The 25,309-nt window shown below is 67.1% G+C and carries 25 protein-coding genes and 1 pseudogene; 5 read left to right on the top strand and 21 right to left on the bottom strand.

Going from position 1 to position 25,309, the window contains the following annotated elements; genetic code table 11:
* Positions 1-27: 27 nt before the first annotated feature.
* The 6 genes from M4D77_RS17305 to M4D77_RS17280 all read right to left on the bottom strand — a co-directional run bounded on the left by M4D77_RS17305 (position 28) and on the right by M4D77_RS17280 (position 6,335).
* Positions 28-396, bottom strand: coding sequence for a Rieske (2Fe-2S) protein (locus tag M4D77_RS17305; protein WP_065630218.1), 369 nt, complete (start codon positions 394-396; stop codon positions 28-30).
* The gene (nirB, locus tag M4D77_RS17300; protein WP_259936787.1) at positions 393-2,900 is read right to left on the bottom strand and encodes a nitrite reductase large subunit NirB; all 2,508 of its coding nucleotides are present in this window, start codon (positions 2,898-2,900) and stop codon (positions 393-395) included. The genes M4D77_RS17305 and nirB overlap by 4 nt, the downstream gene beginning before the upstream one ends.
* The gene (locus M4D77_RS17295) at positions 2,900-3,247 is read right to left on the bottom strand and encodes a molybdopterin oxidoreductase (RefSeq protein ID WP_205333052.1); all 348 of its coding nucleotides are present in this window, start codon (positions 3,245-3,247) and stop codon (positions 2,900-2,902) included. The genes nirB and M4D77_RS17295 overlap by 1 nt, the downstream gene beginning before the upstream one ends.
* 115 nt (positions 3,248-3,362) lie before the next feature.
* A complete protein-coding gene (locus tag M4D77_RS17290; protein ID WP_058251506.1) occupies positions 3,363-3,713 on the bottom strand; it encodes a DUF2834 domain-containing protein in 351 nt (116 codons plus the stop codon).
* A 79-nt stretch (positions 3,714-3,792) separates the two neighbouring features.
* On the bottom strand, positions 3,793-5,412 hold the full coding sequence (locus M4D77_RS17285) for an FAD-dependent oxidoreductase (RefSeq protein ID WP_259936786.1): 1,620 nt from the start codon (positions 5,410-5,412) through the stop codon (positions 3,793-3,795).
* Positions 5,412-6,335: a diiron oxygenase gene (locus tag M4D77_RS17280; RefSeq protein WP_004020056.1), complete on the bottom strand. Its 924-nt coding sequence runs from the start codon at positions 6,333-6,335 to the stop codon at positions 5,412-5,414. The genes M4D77_RS17285 and M4D77_RS17280 overlap by 1 nt, the downstream gene beginning before the upstream one ends.
* Before the next feature lie 193 nt (positions 6,336-6,528).
* On the opposite strand from M4D77_RS17280, the gene M4D77_RS17275 reads away from it, so the two are divergent.
* Positions 6,529-7,299, top strand: a complete 771-nt coding sequence (locus tag M4D77_RS17275) for an SDR family oxidoreductase (protein WP_259936785.1) — start codon at positions 6,529-6,531, stop codon at positions 7,297-7,299.
* Positions 7,300-7,424: 125 nt separating this feature from the next.
* Positions 7,425-8,348, top strand: coding sequence for a hypothetical protein (locus M4D77_RS17270; RefSeq protein WP_259936788.1), 924 nt, complete (start codon positions 7,425-7,427; stop codon positions 8,346-8,348).
* A gap of 82 nt (positions 8,349-8,430) precedes the next feature.
* On the opposite strand, the gene M4D77_RS17265 is transcribed toward M4D77_RS17270, so the two are convergent.
* From M4D77_RS17265 to M4D77_RS17250, 4 genes are all read right to left on the bottom strand, one after another.
* Positions 8,431-9,039 carry a trimeric intracellular cation channel family protein gene (locus M4D77_RS17265; RefSeq protein ID WP_259936784.1) on the bottom strand — a complete coding sequence of 203 codons (609 nt, stop codon included), beginning with the start codon at positions 9,037-9,039 and terminating at the stop codon, positions 8,431-8,433.
* Between the two features lie 118 nt (positions 9,040-9,157).
* Positions 9,158-9,331 carry a 50S ribosomal protein L32 gene (gene rpmF / locus M4D77_RS17260; protein ID WP_004020060.1) on the bottom strand — a complete coding sequence of 58 codons (174 nt, stop codon included), beginning with the start codon at positions 9,329-9,331 and terminating at the stop codon, positions 9,158-9,160.
* Between the two features lie 181 nt (positions 9,332-9,512).
* Positions 9,513-10,484 (bottom strand): DUF4190 domain-containing protein, encoded by a 972-nt coding sequence (locus M4D77_RS17255; RefSeq protein ID WP_259936783.1) that lies wholly within the window; start codon positions 10,482-10,484, stop codon positions 9,513-9,515.
* Positions 10,485-10,635: 151 nt separating this feature from the next.
* Positions 10,636-11,370 (bottom strand): DUF4190 domain-containing protein, encoded by a 735-nt coding sequence (locus M4D77_RS17250; protein WP_068970431.1) that lies wholly within the window; start codon positions 11,368-11,370, stop codon positions 10,636-10,638.
* Positions 11,371-11,431: 61 nt separating this feature from the next.
* Here M4D77_RS17250 and M4D77_RS17245 point away from each other — a divergent pair, with 61 nt between their 5' ends.
* Entirely contained in the window at positions 11,432-12,367 is a 936-nt protein-coding gene (locus tag M4D77_RS17245) for an AEC family transporter (protein ID WP_165630349.1), read from the top strand.
* Between the two features lie 6 nt (positions 12,368-12,373).
* Here the strand turns inward: M4D77_RS17245 and M4D77_RS17240 are convergent, their stop codons facing one another.
* Positions 12,374-13,012, bottom strand: a complete 639-nt coding sequence (locus M4D77_RS17240; protein WP_189340049.1) for a DUF1707 domain-containing protein — start codon at positions 13,010-13,012, stop codon at positions 12,374-12,376.
* A gap of 193 nt (positions 13,013-13,205) precedes the next feature.
* On the opposite strand from M4D77_RS17240, the gene M4D77_RS17235 reads away from it, so the two are divergent.
* A complete protein-coding gene (locus tag M4D77_RS17235; RefSeq protein ID WP_068970429.1) occupies positions 13,206-13,859 on the top strand; it encodes a hypothetical protein in 654 nt (217 codons plus the stop codon).
* 60 nt (positions 13,860-13,919) lie between these two features.
* Here the strand turns inward: M4D77_RS17235 and M4D77_RS17230 are convergent, their stop codons facing one another.
* The 10 genes from M4D77_RS17230 to M4D77_RS17185 all read right to left on the bottom strand — a co-directional run bounded on the left by M4D77_RS17230 (position 13,920) and on the right by M4D77_RS17185 (position 23,976).
* On the bottom strand, positions 13,920-15,923 hold the full coding sequence (locus M4D77_RS17230) for a VWA domain-containing protein (protein WP_068970428.1): 2,004 nt from the start codon (positions 15,921-15,923) through the stop codon (positions 13,920-13,922).
* A gap of 143 nt (positions 15,924-16,066) precedes the next feature.
* Complete coding sequence (locus M4D77_RS17225) at positions 16,067-17,545, bottom strand: sigma 54-interacting transcriptional regulator (protein WP_058251515.1); 1,479 nt, start codon at positions 17,543-17,545, stop codon at positions 16,067-16,069.
* Positions 17,514-18,122 (bottom strand): maleylpyruvate isomerase N-terminal domain-containing protein, encoded by a 609-nt coding sequence (locus tag M4D77_RS17220; RefSeq protein ID WP_068970438.1) that lies wholly within the window; start codon positions 18,120-18,122, stop codon positions 17,514-17,516. Before M4D77_RS17220 ends, M4D77_RS17225 begins: the two co-directional genes overlap by 32 nt.
* A gap of 11 nt (positions 18,123-18,133) precedes the next feature.
* Complete coding sequence (locus M4D77_RS17215) at positions 18,134-18,628, bottom strand: SRPBCC domain-containing protein (protein ID WP_259936782.1); 495 nt, start codon at positions 18,626-18,628, stop codon at positions 18,134-18,136.
* Positions 18,625-19,020, bottom strand: coding sequence for a helix-turn-helix transcriptional regulator (locus M4D77_RS17210; protein ID WP_065630232.1), 396 nt, complete (start codon positions 19,018-19,020; stop codon positions 18,625-18,627). Before M4D77_RS17210 ends, M4D77_RS17215 begins: the two co-directional genes overlap by 4 nt.
* Positions 19,021-19,197: 177 nt before the next feature.
* Positions 19,198-20,103 (bottom strand): TauD/TfdA family dioxygenase, encoded by a 906-nt coding sequence (locus M4D77_RS17205; RefSeq protein ID WP_137808924.1) that lies wholly within the window; start codon positions 20,101-20,103, stop codon positions 19,198-19,200.
* Between the two features lie 335 nt (positions 20,104-20,438).
* Positions 20,439-21,281: an ABC transporter ATP-binding protein gene (locus tag M4D77_RS17200; protein ID WP_259936781.1), complete on the bottom strand. Its 843-nt coding sequence runs from the start codon at positions 21,279-21,281 to the stop codon at positions 20,439-20,441.
* On the bottom strand, positions 21,262-22,335 hold the full coding sequence (locus tag M4D77_RS17195; RefSeq protein ID WP_139115449.1) for an ABC transporter substrate-binding protein: 1,074 nt from the start codon (positions 22,333-22,335) through the stop codon (positions 21,262-21,264). The genes M4D77_RS17200 and M4D77_RS17195 overlap by 20 nt, the downstream gene beginning before the upstream one ends.
* A gap of 5 nt (positions 22,336-22,340) precedes the next feature.
* A complete protein-coding gene (locus M4D77_RS17190) occupies positions 22,341-23,207 on the bottom strand; it encodes an ABC transporter permease (RefSeq protein WP_159370340.1) in 867 nt (288 codons plus the stop codon).
* A 139-nt stretch (positions 23,208-23,346) separates the two neighbouring features.
* Entirely contained in the window at positions 23,347-23,976 is a 630-nt protein-coding gene (locus tag M4D77_RS17185; protein WP_259936780.1) for a hypothetical protein, read from the bottom strand.
* A 667-nt stretch (positions 23,977-24,643) separates the two neighbouring features.
* Here M4D77_RS17185 and M4D77_RS17180 point away from each other — a divergent pair.
* Positions 24,644-25,309, top strand: a pseudogene (locus tag M4D77_RS17180) (HNH endonuclease); the annotation flags it as partial.

The raw sequence follows: 25,309 nt of genomic DNA, 5'->3' as shown, positions 1-25,309 counted from the left end.
CCCTTCGTGGCTCGTCGCTATCGCTCCTCACACCTCAGGGAGCATTCGTTTGTCACCAACGCCCGCAGGAGCACCCAACCAGACGACGATGTCCCCGTCCCGGTCCTCGACGCGGTAGACGCCGATGGAGTCGATACCGTCCGAGGTGCATCGGCCATCGGCCAGTTCGAAGGCGTACTGGTGCAACGGACACACGACCTTGCCCAGATCGAACTGGCCGTCGGCGAGCGGTCCCCCGCGGTGCGGGCAGACGGCGTCGGTGGCGCGCAGGGTCCCGTCGGTCAGGCGGAACACCGCGATCTGCCTGTCTTGCATCGCATATGCGCGGCTCTCGCCGACCTGCAGGTCGTCCAGTTGCCCCACGACGACGCCGGCGTCTGCCGACACGCTGGTCATCGGACCGGCACCCGGGGCAGCGGCAGCAGCGGAAGCGCCGAGGTGAACTGCGCGGGCGATTTGGGTTCGGCGCGGTCCAGCCAGGGATCGACGTAGGCCTCGACCGCGGCGTCGATCCGCTCCTGCAACCCGGCGACCAGTCCGTCACGGTCGTCGACGATGATCGCGCGGAGTTCCTCGATGCCGATGCGCGGTACGAACGCGTACGTCCTCTCCAGCCATTTGCCCTGCTCGCGGTAGTACTGGATGAAGATGCCGCACAACCGGATCACCTCGTCGGCCGAATTCACGGTGGCCAGCAGGTCGCCCTTGCGGATGTGCGCGCCGGCGGCGCCACCGACGTAGATCTCCCACTTGCCGTCACCGATCGCGACCACGCCGAAGTCCTTGCACAGCGCCTCGGCGCAATTGCGCGGACACCCGGTCACCGCGAGCTTCAGCTTCGCCGGTGACTCCAGACCCTGGTAGCGCGTCTCGATGTCGATGCCGAGCTGCGTCGAGTCGCCGAGACCGAATCGGCAATAGTCGGTGCCGACACAGGTTTTGACCGTCCGGAAGCTCTTGCCGTACGCGTACCCCGACGGCATGCCGAGATCTTCCCAGACCTTTGGCAGGTCTTCTTTCTTCACGCCGAGCAGATCCAGTCGCTGCCCACCGGTCGCCTTGATCATCGGGATCGAGTACTTCTCCGCGACGTCGGCGATCTTGCGCAACTGCTCGGGTGAGGTCACCCCGCCCTTCATCTGCGGCACCACCGAGAAGGTGCCGTCACGCTGGATGTTCGCGTGCACTCGGTCATTGACGAACAGTGCACCGGGTTCGCGTTTCCACTCCGAACCCCAGATGATCCGTAACAGTGAGGCGAGCGGCATCTTGGCGGTCGCGTCCTCGCCGCCGGGCGCGAGTTTGTCGAACACCTCGCTGACCGACCGCAGGTCCTGCCGTCGGATGGCGTCTATCAGTTCGGGTTTCGTCAGTGGGATGGCCGGGACGTACCAATCGGCGGACGCGTCGGCGGTGAGCTCGTCCCCCGCTGCGAGTTCGACGATGTCGGCGACGAGCCCCTTGCAGGAACCACATCCCTTGCCGGCGCGGGTCTTCGCGCACACCTCGCCGACGCTCGTGCACCCCGACGCCACGCAGGCCACGATGTCGCCCTTGGTGACCCCGTTGCAGTTGCACACCTGCACGTCGTCGGCGAGCTCGGCCGCCCCGGTCTCGGCGCTGGGGGTGCCCAGGTCGAACAGCATCGAGATGCGTTCGTCGGGGAGCGGTACCTTGTCGTCGAAGGCCTGCGTGAGGAAGTTGACCTTCGAGATGTCGCCCAGCAGCATCGCTCCGATGAGCTTGTTGTCACGGACCACGACGCTCTTGTAGACGCCGTTGCGTGGTTCGTAGAACTGGACGAATTCGTCGTCCTCGCGTTCCGGTCCCTTGACCCCCATGGCCGCGACGTCGACACCGGCGACCTTCAGCTTGGTGGTCAGTCGCGAACCGTGGTATTCGGCAGCCGGATTCGCGCCGGTGAGGACGTCGGCGAGCACGACCGCCTGCTCCCACAGCGGTGCGACGAGACCGTACACCTCGCTGCGGTGCTGCGCGCACTCCCCGACCGCGTAGATGAAGGCCTCGTCCTCGCAACGCATCTGGTCGTCGACGACGATGCCGCGCTCGACGACCAGACCTGCGCCGCGGGCGATCTCGACGTTGGGACGGATGCCGGCCGTCACCACGATCATGTCGGCGGGCAGCGAACCCCCGTCGGTGAAACCGACTCCCGCGACGGTCCCGTCGTCGTTGCGCAACACCGCCGTCGTCCGCTTGCCGGTGTGGACGCCGACCCCCAACGCCTCGATCTGATTGCGCAGCACCTTGCCGCCGCGCTCGTCGAGCTGCTGGTTCATCAGGTGCCCGGGCGAGTGCACGACGTCGACGGCCACACCCTGCGTTTGCAGTCCGTAGGCCGCTTCGAGTCCGAGCAACCCGCCGCCGATCACCACCGCACGCACGTTGTCGCGCGACGCGGCCATCTGCAGCATGCCGTTCGTGTCCTCGATGGTGCGGAAGCCGAACACGCCGCGTGCGAGCCTGCCGTCGGACTCGCGAAGTCCGTCCATGTTGGGGAAGAACGTGTGGGACCCGGTCGCGATGATCAGCACGTCGAATTCGATGATCCGCCCGCTCGCGCAGCTCACCGTCTTGGCGAACCGGTCGATCGACTCGGCGCGATCACCGGAGTAAAGCGTGACGTCGTTCTCGCGGTACCACGCCATCGGGTTGAGCATCAGGTCGTCGTCGTCGACCGCGGTCTCCCCGGCCAGCACATGGCTGAGCATGATCCGGTTGTAGTTTCCGTACGGCTCGTCGCCGATCATGGTGATGGCGAACTGTTCCCGGCCGCCGCGGGAGATGATCTCCTCCACGGTGCGCGCGCCGGCCATGCCGTTGCCGACCACGACCAGCCGACGCGTGGGAACCGGTGGCGTCAGGTGCTCGTCGCCCATCAGAAGATGACCATCCCGAAGTCGACGACGACCTCACCGCTCGTGCCCTCCGGCGCGGCGAGGAGGAGCTCCAGGGTGGTGTCGGGTTCCACGTCTTCGACGACCCGCAACGGCACGTTGACCGACGACCTCGCGCCCATCGGGAACATCCGCATCGGCGTGCCGTCGCGAACCAGGGTCACGCAGATGAGTTCGTCGGAGCTGTTGCCGCCGCGAAAGTACAACGGCTGAGCAGTCATCCCGGGCGGGACGACGAAGGTCAGCGACGCATCGATCGGCCCCGGCTTCGACAGGCCCGAACCGGAAAACGCGTAGACACCCTGCAGGAATTGTGGAGTGCTCGACATTCCGCCACTATCCGCGAGGCGCATGAAATGCGACTTGCCTCGGTGTTACGGCGACGTTGTCTGGTTCTCACCGGCCCGGCCCGCCCGCGAGAGCGCCACCGAGCGCGCGGTTCCGCTACCGCGAACCCAGCGCACGCTCCCGGGCGAGGAAGAAGAACGGGATTGCGGTGGCGATGCCGACGCCGAAGGTCAGCACGACCGACGCCAGCCACCACGGCAGGATGCGCAGGCGGCGGGCCTCCGCGAGAGCCCACACATGGAAGCCGATGACGACGAACGTCAGGTCGACCATCGCGAACCGTCCGGGCGTCGTCTTCAGGATGTCCCCCACGAAGAAGTCCTTGACCGACCCCGGCCCGTTCTGTCGTACGTAGGGGATCGCGATGGCGTTCTGCGTGACCAGCGCGGACAGGAAGACGACGAACAACGATCGCTCTCGCCACTTCTGGTAGGAATCGGTGGTCATCAGGCCCTCCTCGACGTGTCGGAACCTCGATGGTGGCACGGCAGAGCGGCACCCCGGCCCGAAACCGGAGCGGTGGCCGTCAGGTCCGACGCCATCCCGCGGCGCCCACCATCTCGGCGACCTGGGTGAACTTCACACGGGGCCGGCCCTGTTCGAGGCCGCGACGCCGTTCGCGACGGTCGATGGCCCGCATCCCGCGGTAGCCGATCACCGTCCGGACGCGTGCGCGCACCAACGCACCGAAGGCTCCGGGCTCGCGTTCGGTCCGGGGCAGCCGGCCTGCCGCGGCGTCGGCGATGAAGTCCTCGACAGTCCGCGTCGCACACATCTTGTTGGCGCCGATGCCGCCGCTGGGTCCGCGCTTGGCCCAGCCGAGCACATATCCGCCCGGCACGATCGCACCTGTCTCGTCGACGAGGCGACCGTCGACGTTGCTGAAGACGCCGCGCGCGTCGTCGAAGGTGAGGCCGGGGATCGGGGTGGAGCGATAGCCGATCGAGCGCACCACGAGATCGGTGGCGACGTGGTGGCGCCCCTCCCCCGTGCGCACCGTGATCGACTCGACCTGCGAATCACCGGTGATCTCTTCGGGACTGCTGTGGAACAGGAACACGATCCGACGGCGCTTCGGGTCGGCGGGTTGACGGAACCGGGCGAGATCGGCACCTTCGGCGTCCTCGATCACCTCGACCTCGACGCCCGGGATCTCCGACAGCGCACGGTATTCGGCCGCGGTGTAGGCTGCGGACGCCTGGTCACGACGGCCCAGCAGCACCACTTCGTGTACGTTCTGCTCGGCGAGCAGCTCGAGCGCCCGGTCGGCGATGTCGGTGGTGGCCAACAAGTCCGGCGGGGACACGAGGATTCGCGCAACATCGAGGGCCACGTTGCCCGTACCGACCACAACCGCACGACCCGTCGCCGGGTCGTCGGCGGTTCCGCGGCGCAGCGGTGGCCCGGCATCGACACCGGGCACGCCGTTGTACCAGGCGACGAGATCGGTGGCCGACGTCGAACCCGGAAGGTCCTCGCCCGGGATACCCAGGCGCCGTGACTCACTGGCACCGACCGCGTAGAACACCGCGTCGAAATGCTCCGCGAGTTCGGCCGGGGTGATCTGGTCGGCGCCGTCCCCGATGGTCACGTTGGTCAGCATCGTGACGCGCGGGTCGCGGTAGAGCAGGTCGAACCCGCGGAGCACGCCCTTGGTGCCCGGGTGGTCCGGGGCGACGCCGGCGCGCACGAGCCCACCGGGAGTGGGGAGTTTGTCGATGACGGTGACCCGCGCCTCGGTGCGGTCGAGCAGCGTGCGCAGGGCGTACCCCCCGGAGGGACCCGTCCCTACCAGCGCGACCCGAAGTCCCGCAGGCAGTTTCGGCACCTCGGGATAGGTGATCGACGACGCGGAGTCGGCACCGATGGGCGCCCATCCCGAGCGAACCTCCGGGTTGGTCTTGTAGTAGTCCGCGTTGATGTCGATGAAGACCTTGTCCCGGGTGCCGAGTTTGTCCGCCGGATAGATGGCGTCGACGGGGCAGGCATCGGCGCATGCGCCGCAATCGATGCACGCCTCGGGATCGATGTGCAGGATGTCGGAGCTGCCGAAGCCGCGCTCCTCCGGTGTCGGATGGATGCAGTTGACCGGGCACACGGCCACGCATGCTGCGTCACTGCAACACGATTGGGTGATGACGAACATCAGAGCATGTGCGCTTTCCGGTAGTACCGCATGGCGGGCTTGGTCAGGAGTCCGACCTCGTCGAGGAATTCCATGAGGTGCGCGCAGCTGCTGCGGATCATCGAGTGGAAGTGCGAGTTGCTGCGCATCTCCCGGACCGCGCGGTCGACGTCGAGCCCGGCGTCGGCAAAGGCCTTGGGCTGCACCAGACTCGTCACGATGAAGTAGGCGCCGACGGCGACCGCGAACGCACTGAACTGGCGGCGCGCCCAGCTGACGCCCTCCAGCGAGTCACGCACCTCTTCGCGCGCGAACTTCATGTGGCGCGATTCCTCCAGCACATGGATCTCGTTGACCGTGCGGATGAAGTCGAGCACGCGGTCGTCGCGCATGCAGCCGCGCTGGAAGACGTCCAGGACCTCCTCGGCGACCAGGATGCCGGCGTAGGCGACCTCGTTCTTCGCGGTCTGCATGAAGATCTTGCCGAGGCGCGAGACCTTCTTCGACGGATGGTAGGAGGCGCCGACCATCTTTTCCGACGCCTTGGCGAACATCAACGAGTGTCGGCACTCGTCGGCGACCTCGGTGAGCGCGAACTGGAATTCCGAACCGTGGTAGTCGCCGAGGTACTGGTCGCGGATGACCATCTCCTGCAGGATCATCTCGAACCAGATCCCGATGTTCATGATCGAGGCGAACTCGTGGCGAGTCACCGAGATCCGCTGTTCCTCGGTGAGCTCGTCCCAGTACGCGGTCCCGTACAGCGACGACCATTCCGGACTGCACCCGTACTTGGTGGGGTCCATCGGCTTCGACCAGTCGATCTCGGTCATCGCGTTGCGCGACAGCCGGGCGGCCGACGCCAACAGCCGTGCCGAGACCTCCTCGGTGCCCTGGTCCCGGAGACTGATGACATTCTCGGATCGTTCCATCGCGGCGGTCATGGAGAACTCACTTCCCGGTCGTCGTCGATCGTGACAATGATCGATGTAATGACAATGCGTGTTGTCAAGATAGCACCGCCGTGTGACCGAGTAAACGAATCGACGAATATACTCACCGGTAAGTTCAGCGCCGAGGATCGTCCTCGCAGGTCAGCGGCGTCGAAGCCGTCCGTTCAGTTGCAAGGAGTTCTCCATGCCCTCCATCTTCATCACCGGCGGCGCTGCCGGAATCGGTCTCGCCACCGCGGAGCGTTTCGGCCGCGACGGGTGGACAGTCGGCGTCTACGACGTCGATGCCGACGCGCTGGCGAAGGTGAAGGCCGACCATCCCGACTTCATCACCGGCACCCTCGACGTCCGCGAGCCGGAGCAGTGGGCCGAAGCTCTCGCCGAGTTCACCTCGCACACCGGCGGCACACTCGACGTCCTCGACAACAATGCCGGCATCCTCCACGAGGGCCAGATCGACCACATCACGCCGGACCAGATCAAGCGGCAGATCGACATCGACGCCCTCGGCGTCGCGCTCGGCGCCCAGGCCGCATACCCGTACCTGAAGAAGACTCCGGGCGCGCACCTGGTGAACATCGGATCGGCGTCGGCGATCTACGGCCAGCCCGGCATCGCGGTCTACTCGGCGACCAAGTTCTTCGTCGCGGGCCTGACCGAGGCGCTCGAACTGGAATGGGAGCACGACGACATCCGCGTCGTCAGCATCTGGCCCCTGTGGGCGAAGACCGCCCTCGCCACCGGCGGCGCCAAGTCGACGAAGACCCTGGGCATCCGGATCACTCCCGAACAGGTCGCCGAGAAGATCTGGGAGTCGGTGCACCCGACCCGTCAGGACAGACTGCTGCACCGCACCAGCTACTCCGTCGGCGCGCAGACCCTGTTCCTGCAGAACGCCGCCAAGTTCATCCCGAACTTCCTGAACCGGGCAGTCAACAAGTACATCGCGCAGTAACCCCACCACCCGCAAACCCACCCCTTTTGCGTGAACCCACCACTCTCGAACCAGGTGGGTCTACGGAGAAGGGGTGGGTTTGTCGGAAGGTGGGTCCGGACGGCGCATTCGTGCGTCTGATTCGTATGGACCTACCCACCGACCCGCATGGCCTGATTCTCCGCAAAGAAACCGCCGGCACCCACATCAGTGATGAACAGTTGCAGCACATGGTCGGCAACAAGACCCTCGTGCGGCTCTGGCCGGGCGCGTTGGCCGACTTCTCCGCGGTCAGCGAACTCCAGGCAGTCGAGAAGCACCGCTTGACCGTCATTGCCGCGGCAAGGGCTGGACGACCCGGTCGGATCTTCAGTCACACTTCGTCAGCTGCCATGCACAGGTTGCCGATGCTGTGGCCCGACCTGTCGCAGGTCCATGTGACGTCGCCGAAAGTTGGCAAACGGGCCAAGCACATCGTCAGACATCAGGCCACCGTCAAGCCGCAGGACATCGACCTCATCGACGGGGTCACGGTGACATCCATCGAGCGCACGGCATGTGATGTCGCCCGACTGGGAACCAACCGGCAGGCCCTCGCGGTGCTCGACGCCGCGCTTCGACGTAACGCCGATCCGGACCGAATGAGACAGATCCTCGACTCGTGCCGAGGATTCAAGGGGGTCGAGATGCTCCGCCGCGCGCTGGCACACGCGAACGCATCGTCGGAGAGCATCGGCGAATCCCTCAGTCGCGCAGTCATGCTCGAGTTCCCCGACCTGCCGATACCACGACAGCAGGTCAAGATCTTCGACGACCACGGCGTGTTCATCGCTCGCGTCGACTTCCTGCTGGCGAACAGGGTGATAGGCGAATTCGACGGCATGATCAAGTACAGCGGCGGCCTCGGCGACGAGCCCGCGTGGCAGACGGTGGTCGAAGAGAAGGCGCGTGAGGACCGGCTGCGCGCGCAGGGGTACACCGTCGTGCGGTGGACATGGCCGGACCTCGCCGACAAGGCGCGCTTCTACGCGCAGATCAAGAAAGCACTTCGACTCGGCGGCGTCGAGTGATCCGTAAACCCACCCCTTTTCCGTAGATCCACCGCGCTCGGACCGGGTGGGTTCACGGAGAAAGGGTGGGTTTGCGGCAAGGTCAGCGTCGTGCGGTCGGGAGCCGCAGCGCGAACCGAAGGCTCACCAGGCGCAGCGCGGTCGCGAAGACAGATCCGACGACGAGCCAGATCCAGTGTGCCGCCGAGGTGTACGTCGCGCCGACCGCGACGATGGCGGCACCGAGTACCGCGGGTACGGCGTAGAGGTCGGCGGGTGTGAGGAGGAGCGGGATCTCGTTCGAGATCATGTCGCGGAGGACGCCGCCACCCACCGCGGTGAGGAGCCCGACGGTCGTCGCGGCGAACGGGCTCGCCCCGACGTCGAGGGCGATGCTCGCACCCGTGGCCGCGAAGAGCCCCATCCCGAATGCGTCGAGCACGAGTATCGACCGGTGCAGTGCCGTGAAGGCGGGATGGAAGAAGAAGACGACGAGGCCGGCGACCGTCGCGGTGACGATGGGACCCCACCCGCTGATCGACGCGGGCGGGGTGATCCCCAGCAAGACGTCGCGTAGTACGCCGCCGCCAACCCCGGTGAGCACGCCGACGGTGACGATCCCCCACATGTCGAAGTCCTTGCGGACCCCGAGCATCGCCCCCGACGCAGCGAACACCGCGATACCCGCGAAGTTGAGCACGTCGAGCACCACGAGATCACCTCGCTATCCAGGGAAAGGCCGGTCGGTCAGCACGCGAATGACCGCCCCGGGCGAACCAGGGGCGGTCATCGGTATGACAGTGCGGCGCCGGTACGGCGACCGAACGAGGCTAGCGACGATCCAGGTCGATGAGACCGGCGCGAGCCGCCTTGACCAGGCGACGCGGAATCCGCACGGGGACGCCGTTCACCTTCTCTTCTTGCAGTGCGGGGTTTTCCGCCTTCCACTGCGAACGACGGCTACGGGTGTTCGCCCGCGACATCCGGCGCTTCGGTACAGCCATGGTTGAGCCCTTCTCCTACTGTGGTCTGCGTGGCCGGTGGTGACGCCTGGCATCACTGGATCGGCCCCATCAGTGCACCCCTCGACCCGGCGCGGCCGCGGCACACAACCCGACCAGACTACCTGGCGAGCACGTCCAGCTCCAAAATGGCCCAGCCGGGGGGCATCGGGGAGCCCACTTCTCAGAGGTAGCTCCACGGTGACTGCAGGTCGGTCAGTGCGATCACCAGCCAGTACGCGATCCACACGACGAGGATGAACGCGCCGATGATGATCGCGGTGAGCGCCACCCCATCACCGGTCTGCCTGCCACCCGACGCCGCGATCTGTCTCCGCGCGACGATGCCGAGCACCAGCCCGACGAGGCCGCCGACCCCGACGCACAGGAGACCCAGCAGGGAGGCCACCAGGGCGGCCACGGCCAGTTTGTTGGTCGACGGGCCGTCGGCGTCGACGTGCCGGCCGCCTTCGGGGCGGGAGTCGGCGGAGGCCGATTCCGCGGATCGGGCATCACCGGGCGTGGCGAACGGTTGCCCGGACCGACCCGGGGGCGGACCCTGCGGAGGCTGACCGTACCCCGGCGGGGGTCCATATCCCGGCCGGCCGGGTCCGGGTTGCCCCTGACCCGGCGGTCCGTAACCCTGCGGCTGTCCGTATCCCTGCTGTCCGTATCCCTGCTGCTGACCGAAGCCCTGCTGCTGACCGAAGCCCTGCTGCTGACCGAATCCCGGCCGGGGAGGTGGTGGGGCTTGTCCCGGTGGCGGTCCCGCCGGGGACCGCGTCGAGATCACGCGCGTGGCGTCGTAACCGGACGGGGCCGGGCCACCCGGACCCGGGCCGCCGGGGCCACTGGGCGCGGGTGGCGGCGGAACCGGCTGTGCAGCGGACGGATTCGACAGTCCACCGGTGCGGATGACCCGGGTGACACCGTCGGCCGGACTGTGCGACTCGGGGATCTCCGTGTCATCCGGTCCGGCCCCGGGGGTCGAGGTCACCGGCACCGAGTCCGGCACCTCGTCGGGGACCGCCGCCTTCTGGGTCGGTTCCCACGGCGACGGGTCGGTTGCCGAGGTGTCCGAAGGTGGGCCGGACGTTGGGGATTGCGGTGCCTGGGCCGGATCCGTCGGATCGCTACCCCCGGTCGGAGTGGTCATCGGATGCCTTTCACAAGCTGTGCCGCAGCGGGACAACGCGGGGAGATGCGTGCACGACCAACCGGCCGTGCATCACGCACAGCTTAGTGAGAAAGGGCTCCGAACTGGGCCGGAGTCGGTGAACACGACCCCGGATCGGCCCGAGATTCGTTCAGTAGTAGTAGGTGGAGGAGCTCGTGTCGCCGGCGACGATCAGGACGATGAACAGAACGGTCCACACCACGCCACCGACGATGGCGAGCGCGCCGGTGATGATCCCGGCCAGGCCCATCCCCGAACCACTCTGCGTGCCACCGGACTGTTCGATGTCCCGTCGCGCCATGAACCCCAGCACGACGGCCGCGATGCCGACCGGTATCGACAGGAAGAACGAGAAGAACAAGCAGGCGATCAGCGAGACGACGCCGACGATGCCACAGATGAGGGCCGCGATCGCCTTGCCGTTGGTCTTCTGCGGCGGCGCGTATCCGTAACCGCCGCCGTAGGGTGCCGCGCTGTAGGGGTTCTGCGACCCGTACGCGCCGCCGTACGCCGGCGCCTGGTAGGGATCGTTGACCTGACCGTAGGCTCCACCCGGCGGCTGTGCGTAGGGATCCTGGCTCGGCGTCCCGTAGCCCTGGTTGCCGGCCGGCGATCCGTACGGACTCTGCCCGTACTGCTCCTGACCGTAAGGGTTCTGACCGTAGGCGTTCTGGCCATAGGGGTCCGACGACGGACCCGGCTGGTAGGTCTGGCCGTATTCGGTCGGCGCGTACTCCGGTGCGGGACCCTGGCCCTGGTCACCCTTGGAGAGGTTGGGACCCGAGTTGCCCGAGGACCCCGAGCTCGGAACCGTACCCCAGTCGTCCTGGCCCTGGCCCGAGCCCTGTCCCGGTGGATAACTCACGCACAACCCCCATGTAGATCCGACACGATGTGTTCACCAGCCTAACGATTAGACTCAACCGGTGTCTGGCGTCATCTCCGGCTTCACGGTGATCTTCATTGTAGTCGGGGTGGGATATCTCCTCGGGCGCACGCGTGTCATCGGCGACCACGCCCACGAAGTCCTTTCCCGCCTGGTGTTCTTCGTCTTCACCCCGGCGCTGCTGTTCCACTCCATGGTCACCTCCGATCTGTCGGTCATCTTCTCCTCGACCCTGGTGATCGCGGGCGGCAGCGCCTTTCTGATCGGTGCGGTGTACGTCGTCGTCGCCAAACTGTGGTTTCGACGCGCGGTTCCCGAACTCGTGATCGGCGGCCTGTCGTCGTCGTATGTCAACAGCGTCAATCTGGGTCTTCCGATCGCGATCTTCGTTCTCGACGACGCGTCGTTCATCGCGCCGCTGCTGCTGTTCCAGATCCTGATCTACTCACCGATCGCGTTGCTCGCGCTGGATCTCACCGCGCTGGACCGGAATTCGGGAAGATCGCTGCTGCGGGACTCGCTCGTCGCGCCGATCACCAATCCGATCGTCGTCGGCGGACTCGCCGGTCTGTCGGTCTCGCTGATCGGCTGGAGCCCGCCCGCGGCCGTGATGTCCCCGCTGAAGATGCTCGGTGACGCCTCCGTGCCGGCGGCGCTGCTGGCATTCGGCTTGTCGCTCACCGGCGTCGCGGTGTTCAAGAAGGGTGCGAGCCCCCGCCGCGACATCGCACTGGCAAGCGTGCTGAAGATGATCGTCATGCCGCTGGCCGTCTACGCCATCGCCCGTTGGGGATTCGGGCAGACCGGCGAGGCGTTGTTCGCGCAGGTGGTCATCGCGGCGTTGCCGACCGCGCAGAATGTCCTGGTGTACGCGACCCGTTACCGGCGCGGCCAGATCCTCGCCCGGGACACGGCACTGATCACGACGCTCACGTCGATACCCACCATCATGATCATCGCCCTGCTGCTCGCCTGAACTTCCTCAGGCGTCGGGCTCCTCCCGGGGCACGTACTTGACGTCGACGCCGCCCATCAGCGCCAGTCCGGTCACCCGTACCACTGGCGCGCCGGGCCGGGACGCCTTTCGCGACCGGCCGCTGAATCCGCCCATGATGCCCAGTCCCCCGATCTCGACGGTCACTCCGTCGGGCATCTTGATCTCGACCCCGCCCATGATCGCCACGCACTGGACCGTCAGCACCGGCGCGGTGAACTCCACCTCGCGAAGGTCCAGTTCGACCCCGCCCATGATGGCGGTGGCGGTGAGTTGATCAGCGACCACCGCCGTCCCGGACAGCTCGCTCCCGGACATGATGGCCAACCGGTGGCGGACGGCCGTGTCCGCGCTGCCGCCCGTCACCCGCGGGCCCGGGGACAGGCTGGCCGCAGGCATCGCGACGCCGAGCTGTGCCACCGGGAGATCGTCGGTCAGGGCGTCGAGGTCGCCAAAGGTTTTGGCGAGGACCGCTTTTCCGGCCCGCTCCTCGTACTCGACCGGAGACAGGCTGCCGTGCGCCATGGCGGCGGAGAGGATCTCGTGGACCAGTTCGCGGTCCGCATCCGCGGCGCGGAGTCGGGCACGCCGGTCGTCGGGCATCGGTGAATCGCCGGGTTGGGTCACGTCTGGAAACCCTAGTTGCCCGAGTCCGGCACGACCACCCTGATCTTTCCCCGGAGACGACCCCGAGGAGTCGTCGGGCCGGTACCTCGCATCGACGACCCCTCTGGCCAACTGCCCGACGAAAGACCCGGCCGAGCGGCATAATTCAACGAGTCCGGGCGGGACGGCCGACCGGCGTACATCGGAGGCGAAGATGAGCCAGCCCTACGATCCGGGCCAGTCCCCGTACGGCCAGCCGAACCATCCGCAGTCGCCCTTCCACGGCAGCGGTCACCCGCCATCGGGCGGCTATGGACAACCCGCGTACCCGGGCTACCCGCCGCCCCCCGCCCCGCGCAAGGACCGCGCCGGGATGCGGCGGTGGGGCAAGATCCTGACCCTGCTCGGTGTGCTGATCCTGGTCCTGTCGGTCACCGTCGGGGTGGTCATGGCGATCGCCGGTATCGGGAACGTGGCCGACAAGGCGTTCGAGGTCAACCCCACCGCCGAGCAGTACTACGACGCCGGTGACGAGTTCCAGTTGTTCAGCAGCAGCAGCACGAACGGCGTACCCGCCTGCGAGATCACCGGTCCCGCTGCGCTGGCGTCGGGTACGAACTCGACGACCGAGTTCACCTTCGACGGTTCCGGGGTCGAATCGTTCGATTCGTTCGAGGTCGTGGAATCCGGCACCTACTCGTTCCAGTGCGATTCGCCGGCCGTCGTCGCATCCATCGACGCGTCCGGCATCCTCAGCGGTGTCGGCGGCGTGCTGCTCGCAGTCGTCGGCGGTGGATTCGGCGGCCTGCTCGCACTGGTGGGCATCGTGCTCTGGATCATCGCCGGCCGAAAGCCGAAGACCGTCTGACATTCTCGCGCCGACACATTCGGGCCGACGTCGCCGCGGCGCTCATCGACGGGGCGTCGATCAGCCGCGCCGACGCCCCTTCCGGGCCCGCAGATAGTCGCCGACCACGGCGGCGCCGAGGCCGTCGACGTCCGGTGCCACCACGCGTCCGCCGATCCGGCGGGCGATCTGATCCATGAAGTGGGCCAGCCCGGGATCCTCGCCGAGACGGAAGAACGTGACCTGGGCGCCGATTCGCGCGACATGGTCGAGTTCCCGAACCGTCAGCGCGATGGTCTGCGGGTGCGGCGGATAGAAGAAGAACGGTTCCCCGCTCGGATCGAGATGCGCGGTCGGCTCCCCGTCCGTGACCACCAGGACCACCGGCTGCGCATTCGGGAACCGCCGGAGGTGCCGCTGGGCGAGCAACAGTGCGTGGTGCAGGTTGGTCCCCTGCTCCATCCGCGGTTGCAGACCGGTGAGCTCGGCGATGTCGATCGACCGCGCATACCTTCCGAATGCGATTAGGTGGAGTTCGTCGCTGCGGAAGCGCGTGGAGATCAGATGATTCAGGGCGATCGCGGTGCGCTTCATCGGCGTCCACCGGCCCTCCATCTCCATCGAGAAGGACGTGTCCACGAGCAGGACCACCGCAGCCTGCGTACGGCTCTCGGTCTCCGAGACCTCGACGTCGCGGACGTCGATACGCACTCCCGATCGCGCCATCTCCGACGTCGCGAGCGACGGTTCGTGGGTCTCGGACACGGTGCGCAGCACCGCATTCGACACGGTCCGGGTGACGTCCCAGGGGTCGGTGTCGCCGAATTCCCACTCCCGGGAAGCGCCGGTCGGCTCGCCGAGCAGTCCGGTCTGGCGGGTCTGGCGATCGCCCCGGCGGCCCGACAGCTGCTCGGCGATGTCGCGGAAGATCGACTGACCCAGCTGGCGCATCGCCTTCGGACTCAGCCGGAGCTGACCGTCTGCGGTGCGGTCGAAAAAGCCCTGCTCGGACAGCGCCTTCTCGAGCTCGGCCAGCATTCTCGCGTCGACCGCCGCGTCGTCGCCGAGCTGCCGGGCGAGCGCGTCGAGATCGATGTCGTCCATCTGCGCGCCGGCATACTGCTGTGACAGCTGCTCGGAGAGCGCCTCGAGTTCGGAGATGTCGCGTAGTGCCGCGGCCCCCTCGCCCAGTCCCATCGGCTGGTCGCCGGAGAACGACTGCGCGTCGTCCCAGTCCAGACCCGGTCGAGCCGCCCGGAGCTGCGAATCCATCTGCGCCAGTTGGTTCATGAGGTCCGGCGACCCGAACGCCTGCTGCGCCAGCTGGTCGAGCTCGGCGCGCTGCTCGGGGGTCAGCGAGTTGTAGAACTGTTGGGCCGCGGCCGCGCGCTGGGCGAGGGAATCGATGAGTTCCTCGGTGTTGCGCGGGTTCTCCGGGAAGAACTCACCGTGCTTGGCCATGAACTCGTCGAATGCCTCGGTGGTGTCCTCGCCCCGGTTGTGCGCGGCGAGGAGCTCGTTGAGGTCGCCGAGCATCTCCGAGATTCGTTGCCGGTCCTGCTCGTTCGCCCCCTCGAGCGCTTCCTTCATGCCGGCGAAGCGCTGGTCGAGCAATTCCCGGCCGAGCAGGTCCTTGATCTTGTCGTAGTCCTCACGCGCCTGCGGACTGCGCCAGTTGTACTCCGACAGTTCTTCGACGGCCTGGGCGGTCGACGGCGGCAGACTCCCGATCTGCATCTCGGCGAAGCGGGCGTCGTCGTCGAGATCACGCGCGAGTTGCTTGCGCTCCTCGAGTACCGCACGGTCGAGGAGTTCGCGGATCTCGGCGAAGGTGCCGTCGAGGTTGCGCTTCTTCAGCAGTTCCTGCCGGCGACGGTTGATCTGCTCGCGCAACTTGTCGAGTCCGCGCATGTTCGGTGTCCCGCGACGCAGCAGTTCCCGGAGCGCCCGCTGCGGCGACGCGCCGGCCATGACATCGTCGCCGATCGTCTCCAATGCCTCGCGCAGATCGACCGGCGGCGCGAGCGGATCGGGGCCGCCGCTGTACCGCTGGTAGCGCGAACGGTGGAAGCTCTTGCGCGCCATGTGTTCTCCTCGTTTGTCGCGAACCCTTCGTGGCTCGTCGCTAACGCTCCTCGCACCTCAGGGAGCAAAGGCGGTTCCTGCACTCTCGCTCTCGCAGCGAGCCCCTGCCCCCTGAGGTGCAAGCGGAGCGAGCCACGAAGGGCTTAGCCGTAGATGGTCTGCCCGGTCTCGTCGGCCTCCTTGCCGATCCGACGGGCGAGGAAGAGTCCCTCGAGCGCGAGCTCGACCGCACTGGCACGCTCCCCGTCCGAGTCCGCTTCGAGGCGCTCGGCGATCTGGTCGAGAACGCCGGACGTGGTGTCCGGCGACGGGATGGAACCCAGCAGGTCGTCGGCACGCACCCGGTCGCCGGTGACCACCGGCTCGCCGTTCTCGAGGGCGGCGACGAGCGGCGCCATGTCGACGCCGCCGAGGTGGGCACGCACCGCGTCGGCGATGGACTTGCGCATCAGGTGCTCGAGGATCTCGAGTTCCCGGCCCTCTTCGCCGGACTCGAACTCGATCTTGCCGCGCAGCACCTCGATCACCGACTCGAGATCGACCACGCGTGCCACCGCCTGGTCCTCGCCCGTCACCGTCGCCCGGTGAAGCGCCGCGGCCGCAACGGTTTCGGCACCGGCGATGGAGAAGCGGGCGGAGACTCCCGATCGCTGGTCGATCGACGGGTGGTCACGGGCGTAGCGGGTGAACCGCGCCAGGATCTCGGTGATGAAGGTCGGGACGCTGGCGGTCAGATCCGCCTCCTGCTCGATCACCGACACCTCGTCGTCGAGCTCGAGCGGGTAGTGCGTCCGGATCTCGGCGCCGAAGCGGTCCTTGAGCGGGGTGATGATCCGGCCGCGGTTGGTGTAGTCCTCGGGGTTGGCACTGGCCATCACCAGGACGTCGAGCGGCAGTCGCAGGGTGTACCCGCGGACCTGGATGTCGCGCTCCTCCATCACGTTCAGCATCGACACCTGGATGCGCTCGGCGAGGTCGGGCAGCTCGTTGATGGCCACGATGCCGCGGTGCGAGCGCGGGATGAGCCCGAAGTGGATCGTCTCCGGGTCGCCGAGGCTGCGACCCTCGGCGACCTTCATCGGGTCGATGTCACCGACGAGGTCGGCCACGGAGGTGTCCGGCGTGGCCAGCTTCTCGCTGTAGCGCTGCGAACGGTGACGCCACTCGATCGGCAGATCGTCGAGCAGGTTGGCGGCCTTCCGAATCGACCCGGGGGTGATGGGTTCGTAGGGATGCTCGGCCAGCTCGGAACCCGCGATGACCGGCGTCCACTCGTCGAGGAGCCCGACGAGGGTGCGCAGGATGCGGGTCTTGCCCTGGCCGCGCTCGCCGAGCATGACGACGTCGTGGCCGGCGATCAGCGCCCGTTCCAACTGCGGGATGACCGTCGCCTCGAAGCCCACGATGCCCGGCCAGGGGTCGCGCCCCTCGCGGAGTGCGGACAGGAGGTTGTTGCGGATCTCGTCGCGCACACTGCGCTGCACGTGACCGCTGGCACGCAGTTCACCCAGGGTTCGGGGTGACGGATGCCGGGTTTCGGTCGACTGGGAGCCATGCGTGGTGAAGTTGTCGTCTGGCACCTCATCGAGGCTACTCCGCGTTGTCGAGCGCGTGCTCGTCATCACTCCTCGTCGCCGGCGTCCACCGCGGGTCCCGGCCGATGAATCCCATGAGGCGACTCACCGGGTCGGCATCGGCGTCCACCTCGACCTTCGGACCGTACTGACCCGAACTGCGGAGGATGTCGTCGATGGACGCCATGCCCTCGAGCAGTTGTCCGGCGAATCCGGGGTCGAGGTCGGGGGTGACGCCCTGGGATCGGGCGAGATCCCACGTGTGCATGTACACGTCGGCGGTGTAGAACCGGTCGATTGCCTCGACGAGTCGATGCTCGCCCGCCATCGGGTGGGTGAACGTGTCCTCGGCGGTCGGTCCGTCGAGGAGTGCCTGCACCGAGGCGGCGTGCTGTGACCACGCCCCGGCCGGGTCGTCGGCGACAGCGGGTCCCGCGGGCAGGGCCACCCCACCGGCGGCGAGGAAGCCGGTGAACCAGTCGACGAGGTGGGCCACGACGTCGCGTGCCACCCACCCGTCGACCGGCGTGGGCGCCTCCCAGTCGCGGACGTCGGCGATGGCCTCCGCGAAGTCGGAGGCCACCTCTCGGTGACGCGACGATGCATCCAGTTCCGGCAGGGTCACGCCGGACACGATCAGATCTCGCCCTCGGTGAGCATGCGGTCGAGTGCGGCGTATCCCTCGTTCACGCCGACCTCCATGCCCGAGGCGAGCCAACCGTCGCGCGCTTCGAAGCTGTCGCACAGGGATTGGGCGTGGAGCCGCGTCGTGCCGTCGCCCAGATCCTCGAACCACAGGGTCTCCAGCGACACCGCATCGGGCATGCCGAGGAAGGTGAACGTCTGCACGATCTTGTCTTCGCCCACGGTGTGGAAGCACCCGCGGAATCCGAACTCCTGCCCCTCGTGGGTGGAGACATAGCTCCAGCTGCCGCCGTCGCGGACATCCCACTCGATGACCCGGCTGCTGATCGCGTCCGGCCCGACCCACCGGACGAAGAGTTCGGGGTCGGTGTGGGCCTTCATCAGCTGGGCGGGAGTTCCGCCGAAGTCGCGGGTGATCCGGATGAGGGGGACCTCTTTGTCGGCCTCGATGGCGGCCTCGGGATAGCGGGTCTGCGTTGCGGTCATGACACCTTTCCTTCCTTGTGGAGTGGTTGTTCGACCTCGGGGTCCGACACCGTCGGATGCTGGGCCTCGGGGCCGTCGTTCATCTCGGCGAGCAACGCGTCGAGGCGCTGGTAGCGCTCCTCCGCCCGCTTCCGGTACCGCTCGATCCATGTGGTCATGAGGTCGAACACCTCTGCTTCCAGATGGACCGGACGGGTTTGGGCCTCCCGGGTTCGGGTCACCAGGCCGGCGTCCTGCAGCACCTTCAGGTGCTTCGAGACGGCCTGGATACTGACGTCGTACGGTTCGGCGAGTTGGCTGACCGTCGCATCCGAGACCGCCAGCCGCGCAACCATGTCGCGCCGCGTCGGGTCCGCGAGTGCGGCGAACACCTTGGACAACTCGTCTGCCATCCGACCTCCTCAACCGTTTGGTTGAATACGATGGTGCGCCGGATCGTCGAACTTGTCAACCCCTCGGTTGAATAAGCTGGTCCCGGCTCGTGGACGACGCACTGAGCGGCATACGAGAACTCCCACCGCCGGCCGGGTGGCCGATGGTGGGAGTTCGGGATCGTCGGGAGGTTGCGGTCAGGCAGGTCCGATGGGCGCCTCGCCGCGCAGGGTGATCCGGTGCATCACCCGGCGGGCGTCGCCGTAGTCGCGGTTCGCGTAGTGCAGCGTGTTCCGGTTGTCCCAGAGGACGAGATCGCCGAGACGCCAACGGTGCCGGACGATGTGTTCGGGCTTGGTGAGGTGTGCGTAGAGCAGGTCGAGGATGCCGCGGCTCTCCGCCTCGGAGACGCCGTCGATGTGCGAGGTGAAACCGGGATTGACGAACAACGACTTCCGGCCCGTCTCGGGGTGAATCCGCACCACCGGATGGGTGACCGGCACCAGTTCGGTGACCTCCTCACCGTCCCAGGTGTTGCCGCGGCCGTTGCGTCGTTGCTTGAGGTAGTAACCGAATTCGCGGTTGCCGTCGTGTACCGCGCTGAGTCCGTCGATCATCCGCCGGACCGGTTCCGACAGCGACTGGTACGCGAGCTCGGCGTCCGCCCAGTTGGTGTCACCGCCGTTGCGCGGCAACACAACCGGACGCAGGATCGAGCCCATCGGCGGACGCGGCATGAAGGTGACATCGGTGTGCCACACGTCGGCGAAGCCGTTGTCTGCGCTGTCGAGCGAGTAGACCTCGCCGGGGACGTCGCCGCTGTTCCACACCGGATGCCCGAAGGTCAGGTCTCCCAGCCGGTTCCCGAACCGGATGTGCGCCTCGTCGTCGAGGTGCTGGTCGCGCAGGACGATGACCTTGTAGTCGATCAGCGCCCGGCGCAGCGCGGACACCTGGGCGTCGGTGGCGGATGCGACGTCGACGCCGCGGATCTCGGCACCGAAACTCGGGCCGAACTCGTCGATGTCGAATTCGACTCCGCCGGAGATGGTTCCGGCGTCAGGACGGTGCGTGGGGACGACGGGGTGGGAGGTGGTGGTCATGAGGATTGTTCTCCAGGTCGATGCAGGCGGGGGTCGGAGCGGGGTGCGCCGGCGGCGAACCGTGATGCGATCCGTCCGCCCAGTTCATCGAGTGGAGGGTGCCCTGGTGTGCGCTGATCGTGCCGAACGCGCCTCGCGTATTTCCGCTGGTTGAGCCGGCGAGGAGCGGAGCCGCCGGGCCGAGCAAGCGACGAAGGAGCGCGTCGAGGTCGACGAGCCGAGTCGAAGCCACTGCTGTGGCGGACGACGCTGGAAGGGAGGGCACCCCCACTTTCTAACCGGCCGCCGCGCCACCGGACAGGGTTGAGCCCACGCTGAGGAAAAGGCCCGGCCGCTCATGCGACCGCGACATCCTTCACCTCAGCATCTTTCACGGCGGCCTCCTTCACCGCGGCACCGATCTCGGCGCGCAGGGCGGCGTATTCGGGTGAACCGCGTAGTTCGTCGGGTTCGACGCCGGTGCGCGGCAACGTCGAGGTGAGGTCCAGTGCGACCTGTCCCGGTCGTTTGGTGAGCACGATGATCCGACTTCCCAGGAACGCTGCCTCGTCGGCGCTGTGGGTGACGAAGACGTTGGTGCGTCCGCTGTCCGCGCTCACCGCCCGCACATCCTCCTGCAACCGTTCCCGCGTGAGGGCGTCCAGCGCCGCGAACGGCTCGTCGAGCAGCAGCAACGGCGTATCGGCCGCCAGCGCACGGGCGATGGCCACCCGCTGCTGTTGCCCGCCGGAGATCTCCCAGATGCGCCGGCCGGCGGTGTCGTCCAGACCGACGCGTTCGAGGAGTTCGGCGCGGCGTGCCACCCGTTCGGATTTGGGGACCTTCGCGTACTTGAGCGCGAGATCGACGTTGCCGCCCACCGTCTTCCACGGGAACAGGCGCGGTTGCTGGAAGACGACTCCGGAGGTCACCCCGGGTACCGGGGCGCCTCCCGACACCTCCACCCTCCCCACCGTCGCGGGTTCGAACCCGGCGATGAGTCGCAGGAGGGTGGACTTGCCGCATCCGGACGCACCCACCAGCACCAGGAACTCGCCCGGCGGGACGTCCAGGTCGACCGGGCCGACCGCGGTCACGGCGTCCGCACCTGTCCCGTACCTCTGGGACACGTTGTGCAGACGGATCGAGCCGCGTCGCCCCTCGGGTCGGTCCGGCGGACTACTGCTGTTCGAGGACACCCGGCAATCCCTCTGTGTAGATGGCCTCGCGGAAGGTCTCGATCGGCGGTGCGGCCGGGATCTGCTGCTGCTCGGCGAGGAACACCGCCGCGCTGTGTAGGTTCTCGGAGAGATTGCCCGGGTTGCCCTGGGTACCGAGCCACGTCGGACTGGTCAGCTCCGCGACGGTGAGGAAGGTGCCCTGCTTCAACTGGTTGGCCGCATCCTCCGGGGTCGTGCCCAGCTGTGCGGCGACGGCGTCGGCAGCGGCCTGCGGGTCGTCCTTGATGAGGGTGAGCGCGCGGGCCTGGACCTGCCGCCAGGTGTTCACGACCTCAGGGTTCGCCGTCGCGAATTCACTGGAGACCACACCGAGGTCGAGCGTGGGCTTGCCAGCGGTGGCCAATTGCCGGCTGGCGATGAGAGTCGTTCCGTCCTGGCGCAATTCGTCGAGCGTGGGCAGCCAGGTGTAGACCGCGTCGACGTCGCCGCGCTGCCAGGCCGCCAGCGAGGCCTGCGGCTGCAGATCGATCAGGTTCACGTCCTTCGGGTTCACGCCGGCCTGGTTCAGCGCGGCCAGCAGGCTGTAGTGGGCGGTCGAGGCGAACGCTGTCGCCACCCGCTTGCCCTTGAGATCGGCGACGGTCTCGATGCCGGTTCCGTTGCGCGCGACAAGGGCCTCGTTGTCGCCGGCGACGTCGAGGACGAAGGCCACCTGGTACGGGATGTTCAGCGGCGCGGACAGTCCACGGGCCACCGGGCTGGAGCCGATGGCGGCGAAATCGACCTCCTTGGCGACGAACGCCGTGTTGATGTCGGCACCGGAGTCGAACTTGGTCCACTTGATGTTGTAGTCCGGCAGCGCTTCTTCGAGCCACCCGTTGTTCTTGACGATCAGGTCGCCGCTCGGGAACGACTGGTAGGCGAGCCGGATCGTCGGCTTGCTGTCGTCCCCGGAGTTGTCGACCGAGCAACCGGCGAGCACCAACGCCACTGCGGCGATCATCCCGAGCACCGCGCCGAAGCGCGACCGGCGCACCCGGGACGAACCGGCCCCTTTGCGTGTGATTGTCATGTCTTTCAGGCCTTTCCGCGCCACGGCACCACTCGGTGCTCGATTGTTCGTAGGAGCCCGTCGATGATCAGTCCGGACAGACCGATGGCGATGATGCCGACCAGGACGACGGGGGTGTTGTTGTAGTTGCTGGCGTCCTTGACCACGCCACCGATTCCGGGAATGCCGTTGAAGAGCTCGGCAGCGACCACGGAGGAATACGCGATGCCGACCGAAAGCCGCACGCCGGTGAAGGTCTCGGGCAGCGCCGAGGGTACGACGACGTCGCGGATCACCTCGGATCGCGAGGCCCCGAGCGCGCGCGCCGCCTCGATGAGACTCACCGGCGCGGCACTGACGGCGGCGGTGGTCGCCACCGCCGCGGGCGGTAGCGCGGCCAATGCCAGCAGCGTGATCTTCGGCGCCTCGTCGATGCCGAGCCAGATGACCAACAGAAAGAAGTAGGCCAGCGGCGGTAGAGCGCGCAGGAACGTGAGCCACGGTTCTAGCAGGCGTCGGAACCACCCCACCGTTCCCATCGCCAGACCGAGCAGCACGCCGAGGATCACGCCGATCGCCACACCTGCGAAAACCCGGCGCAGCGTCATGTACAGGTGTTCCCACCAGTAATAGTCGGCATAGCCGCGGATTCCGTCGTGCGTCGTGGACATGTCGACGAAGGCCTGCCACACGGTGCCCAGGCGCGGCACGAAGGTCTCACTCCAGATCCCGCTGACGGCGACGACCTGCCACACGGCGGCGAACAGCACCACCGAGAGCAACGGGAGTCCCACCCGGGTCAACAGCGATCGCGCGCGAGACGAACCGCCGGGCGACGTGCGCTCCGCCCCACCACCCGCTTCGTCCGGGGTGATGTCCACAAACAAGGTCACCGTGCATGTCTAGACATCGCGAACCCCGGCGACCAGAGTTTTCCTCTCCGAGAGGGAAAACTCCCGCCGGATGCATACGGATCCGGCGCGATGTGCTTGTGGCGTGGGGTTTCGCTGGTCGCGTCCGCGTGGGCGTCGCCTAGAACACGAACTGCGCGGCCACCTCGGCGACTCCGGCCAGCGCGGACTGGACGCGAGCGTGTAGCGCGACTCCGGCGGCTGTCCATCCGGGTTCGTCGTCGAGGTCGGCGTCGTGTGGACGCGCGTTCCACACGTCGTTCCACTCGGTGAGCTCCGCTGCCAGCTCGGGGTCGAGGCCCAGGCGCAATGGGTCGGCGGGGTAGTTCTCGGTGAAGTTCTCCCAGAGTGGTCCGGCGCCCCACTCGGGAAACATGCGGATGAGCCGCAGGTCGTCGGGAAGCACCACCGGTCGTGACTCTGCGGAGCGGGAGGCAAGATATCGCAGTTGCATCTCGGCTCGCCCTGCCCGCTCGACCCGTGTTCGAGCGGGCTCCCGATAGTCGTACCCCGACAGCCACACCAATCGCTCATGGTCGGCTCGATCGTCGCCGACAGCGAGCGACCACAACTCGTCCTGATCGGTGAAGAAGTAATCCGCGTCCGAGATCACCGTCGTCACATCACATCCGGAGTAGTCGAGGACCTCCGCGCGGCAACCGGCCCCGTCGCACTCGAAACCGAAGAGTCTCGAACGTGTCTCGCCACCGGTGTCATCGCCACCCGACCGCGCCGTGTTGCTGTTCGTCATCTCTTCACACCCCCGATCAGCCAGAATCTCACATACATCCAGCCGCCCTAAGCGACAAACCCTTTGCGACCGAGGTGCACGACAAGACGCCTGCGCGTCCGAGGTGCGGGAAGCGTACGCATGCTTCCTGATCCGAAAGAACCGCAAACCCCTGGTCCCTGAGGTGCGAGGAGCGCAAGCCGCCGGGCCGAGCAAGCGACGAAGGAGCGCGTCGAGGTCGACGAGCCACGAAGGGCCCTGATGAGGCACCTTGCGAGCCCTTCGTGGCTCGCTTCGCTCGCACCTCAGCAAGCAGAAGTCTGAACGCTCACGAGTGCTTTTCGTAGTCCACAACGGCCGCCAGGCCGTACTTACTGAGGTGCAAGAAACGAACCCTCCCCCGCTCCCCGAGACGGGAGAAGCGCAAGCACCGACCCCCTCCGTCCCCGAGGCGCGACGAGCGCAAGCGACGAGCCTCGAAGGGGTCTACACCCCAGGCCGAACTCAAAACCGCTCGCAATCAGGCCGATCGAACGTGAACCGAATTGCGGGACGAGTGTGACTGGAGTACACCTTTGTCAACAATCCACGCCCACTCAACGCGAATCGACGCACAGACGACGAAATATGCTGCACAGTCGATGAATTCGTGGTTCTCGGCCTGTGGAATTTTCTCGAAATCGAACGAATGTTCCGGTACCTTGGAGTCATGCCAGAGCTCGCCACCCTCCTCGATCAGCTCATCGAAACCACCCCACCCGCCGACGACCCAACCGGCAGAGCAACATTCGACGCCCTCGAGACACTGCGCCTGATCCGCAACACCGTCGACCACCAGATCGTCACCCACACAGCGCAACTCGACGACCTCTGTGTCGCCCAGAAAGCGGGCAGCACCACCAAGAAACTGCTGATCGAGTCAGGCCATGCCCCGGTCGCCGCTCTTCGCACCATGCGCAGTGTCGACGCCCTGCCCAACCTGCCCGCTTTGGCGCGTCACGCGGCCGACGGGCGGCTGTCCAGCGAGATCGTCGACGCCATCGTCCGAGGCATGCACCAGATCGACAAGCGTTGTGGTGAGGCGCTTTCCGACGACAAGCGCTCACGGTATGAGCTCGAACTCATCGCCCAAGCACTGTCCGGTGCGACGCCGACGCAAGTACTCAAGCATGCCCGAGCCATCGTCAACACTCTGGCGGACACCTCCGACACCAGCGTACCGGCCGCCGACGACCCATCGCTGAACGCGGTCAACGCGCACACCACCGACGACGGCCGCGTCGAAATCCGGGCCGACCTCACCCAGATCGTCGGCGAGAAGTTCCAGGCCATGATCGACGAACGATCGTGTCCA

The sequence above is a fragment of the Gordonia sp. p3-SID1431 genome, assembly GCF_025143765.1.
GTDB lineage: Bacteria > Actinomycetota > Actinomycetes > Mycobacteriales > Mycobacteriaceae > Gordonia > Gordonia hongkongensis.
The sequence above is the reverse complement of the archived record's forward strand: the minus strand, read 5'-3'. Positions and strand labels throughout refer to the sequence as shown.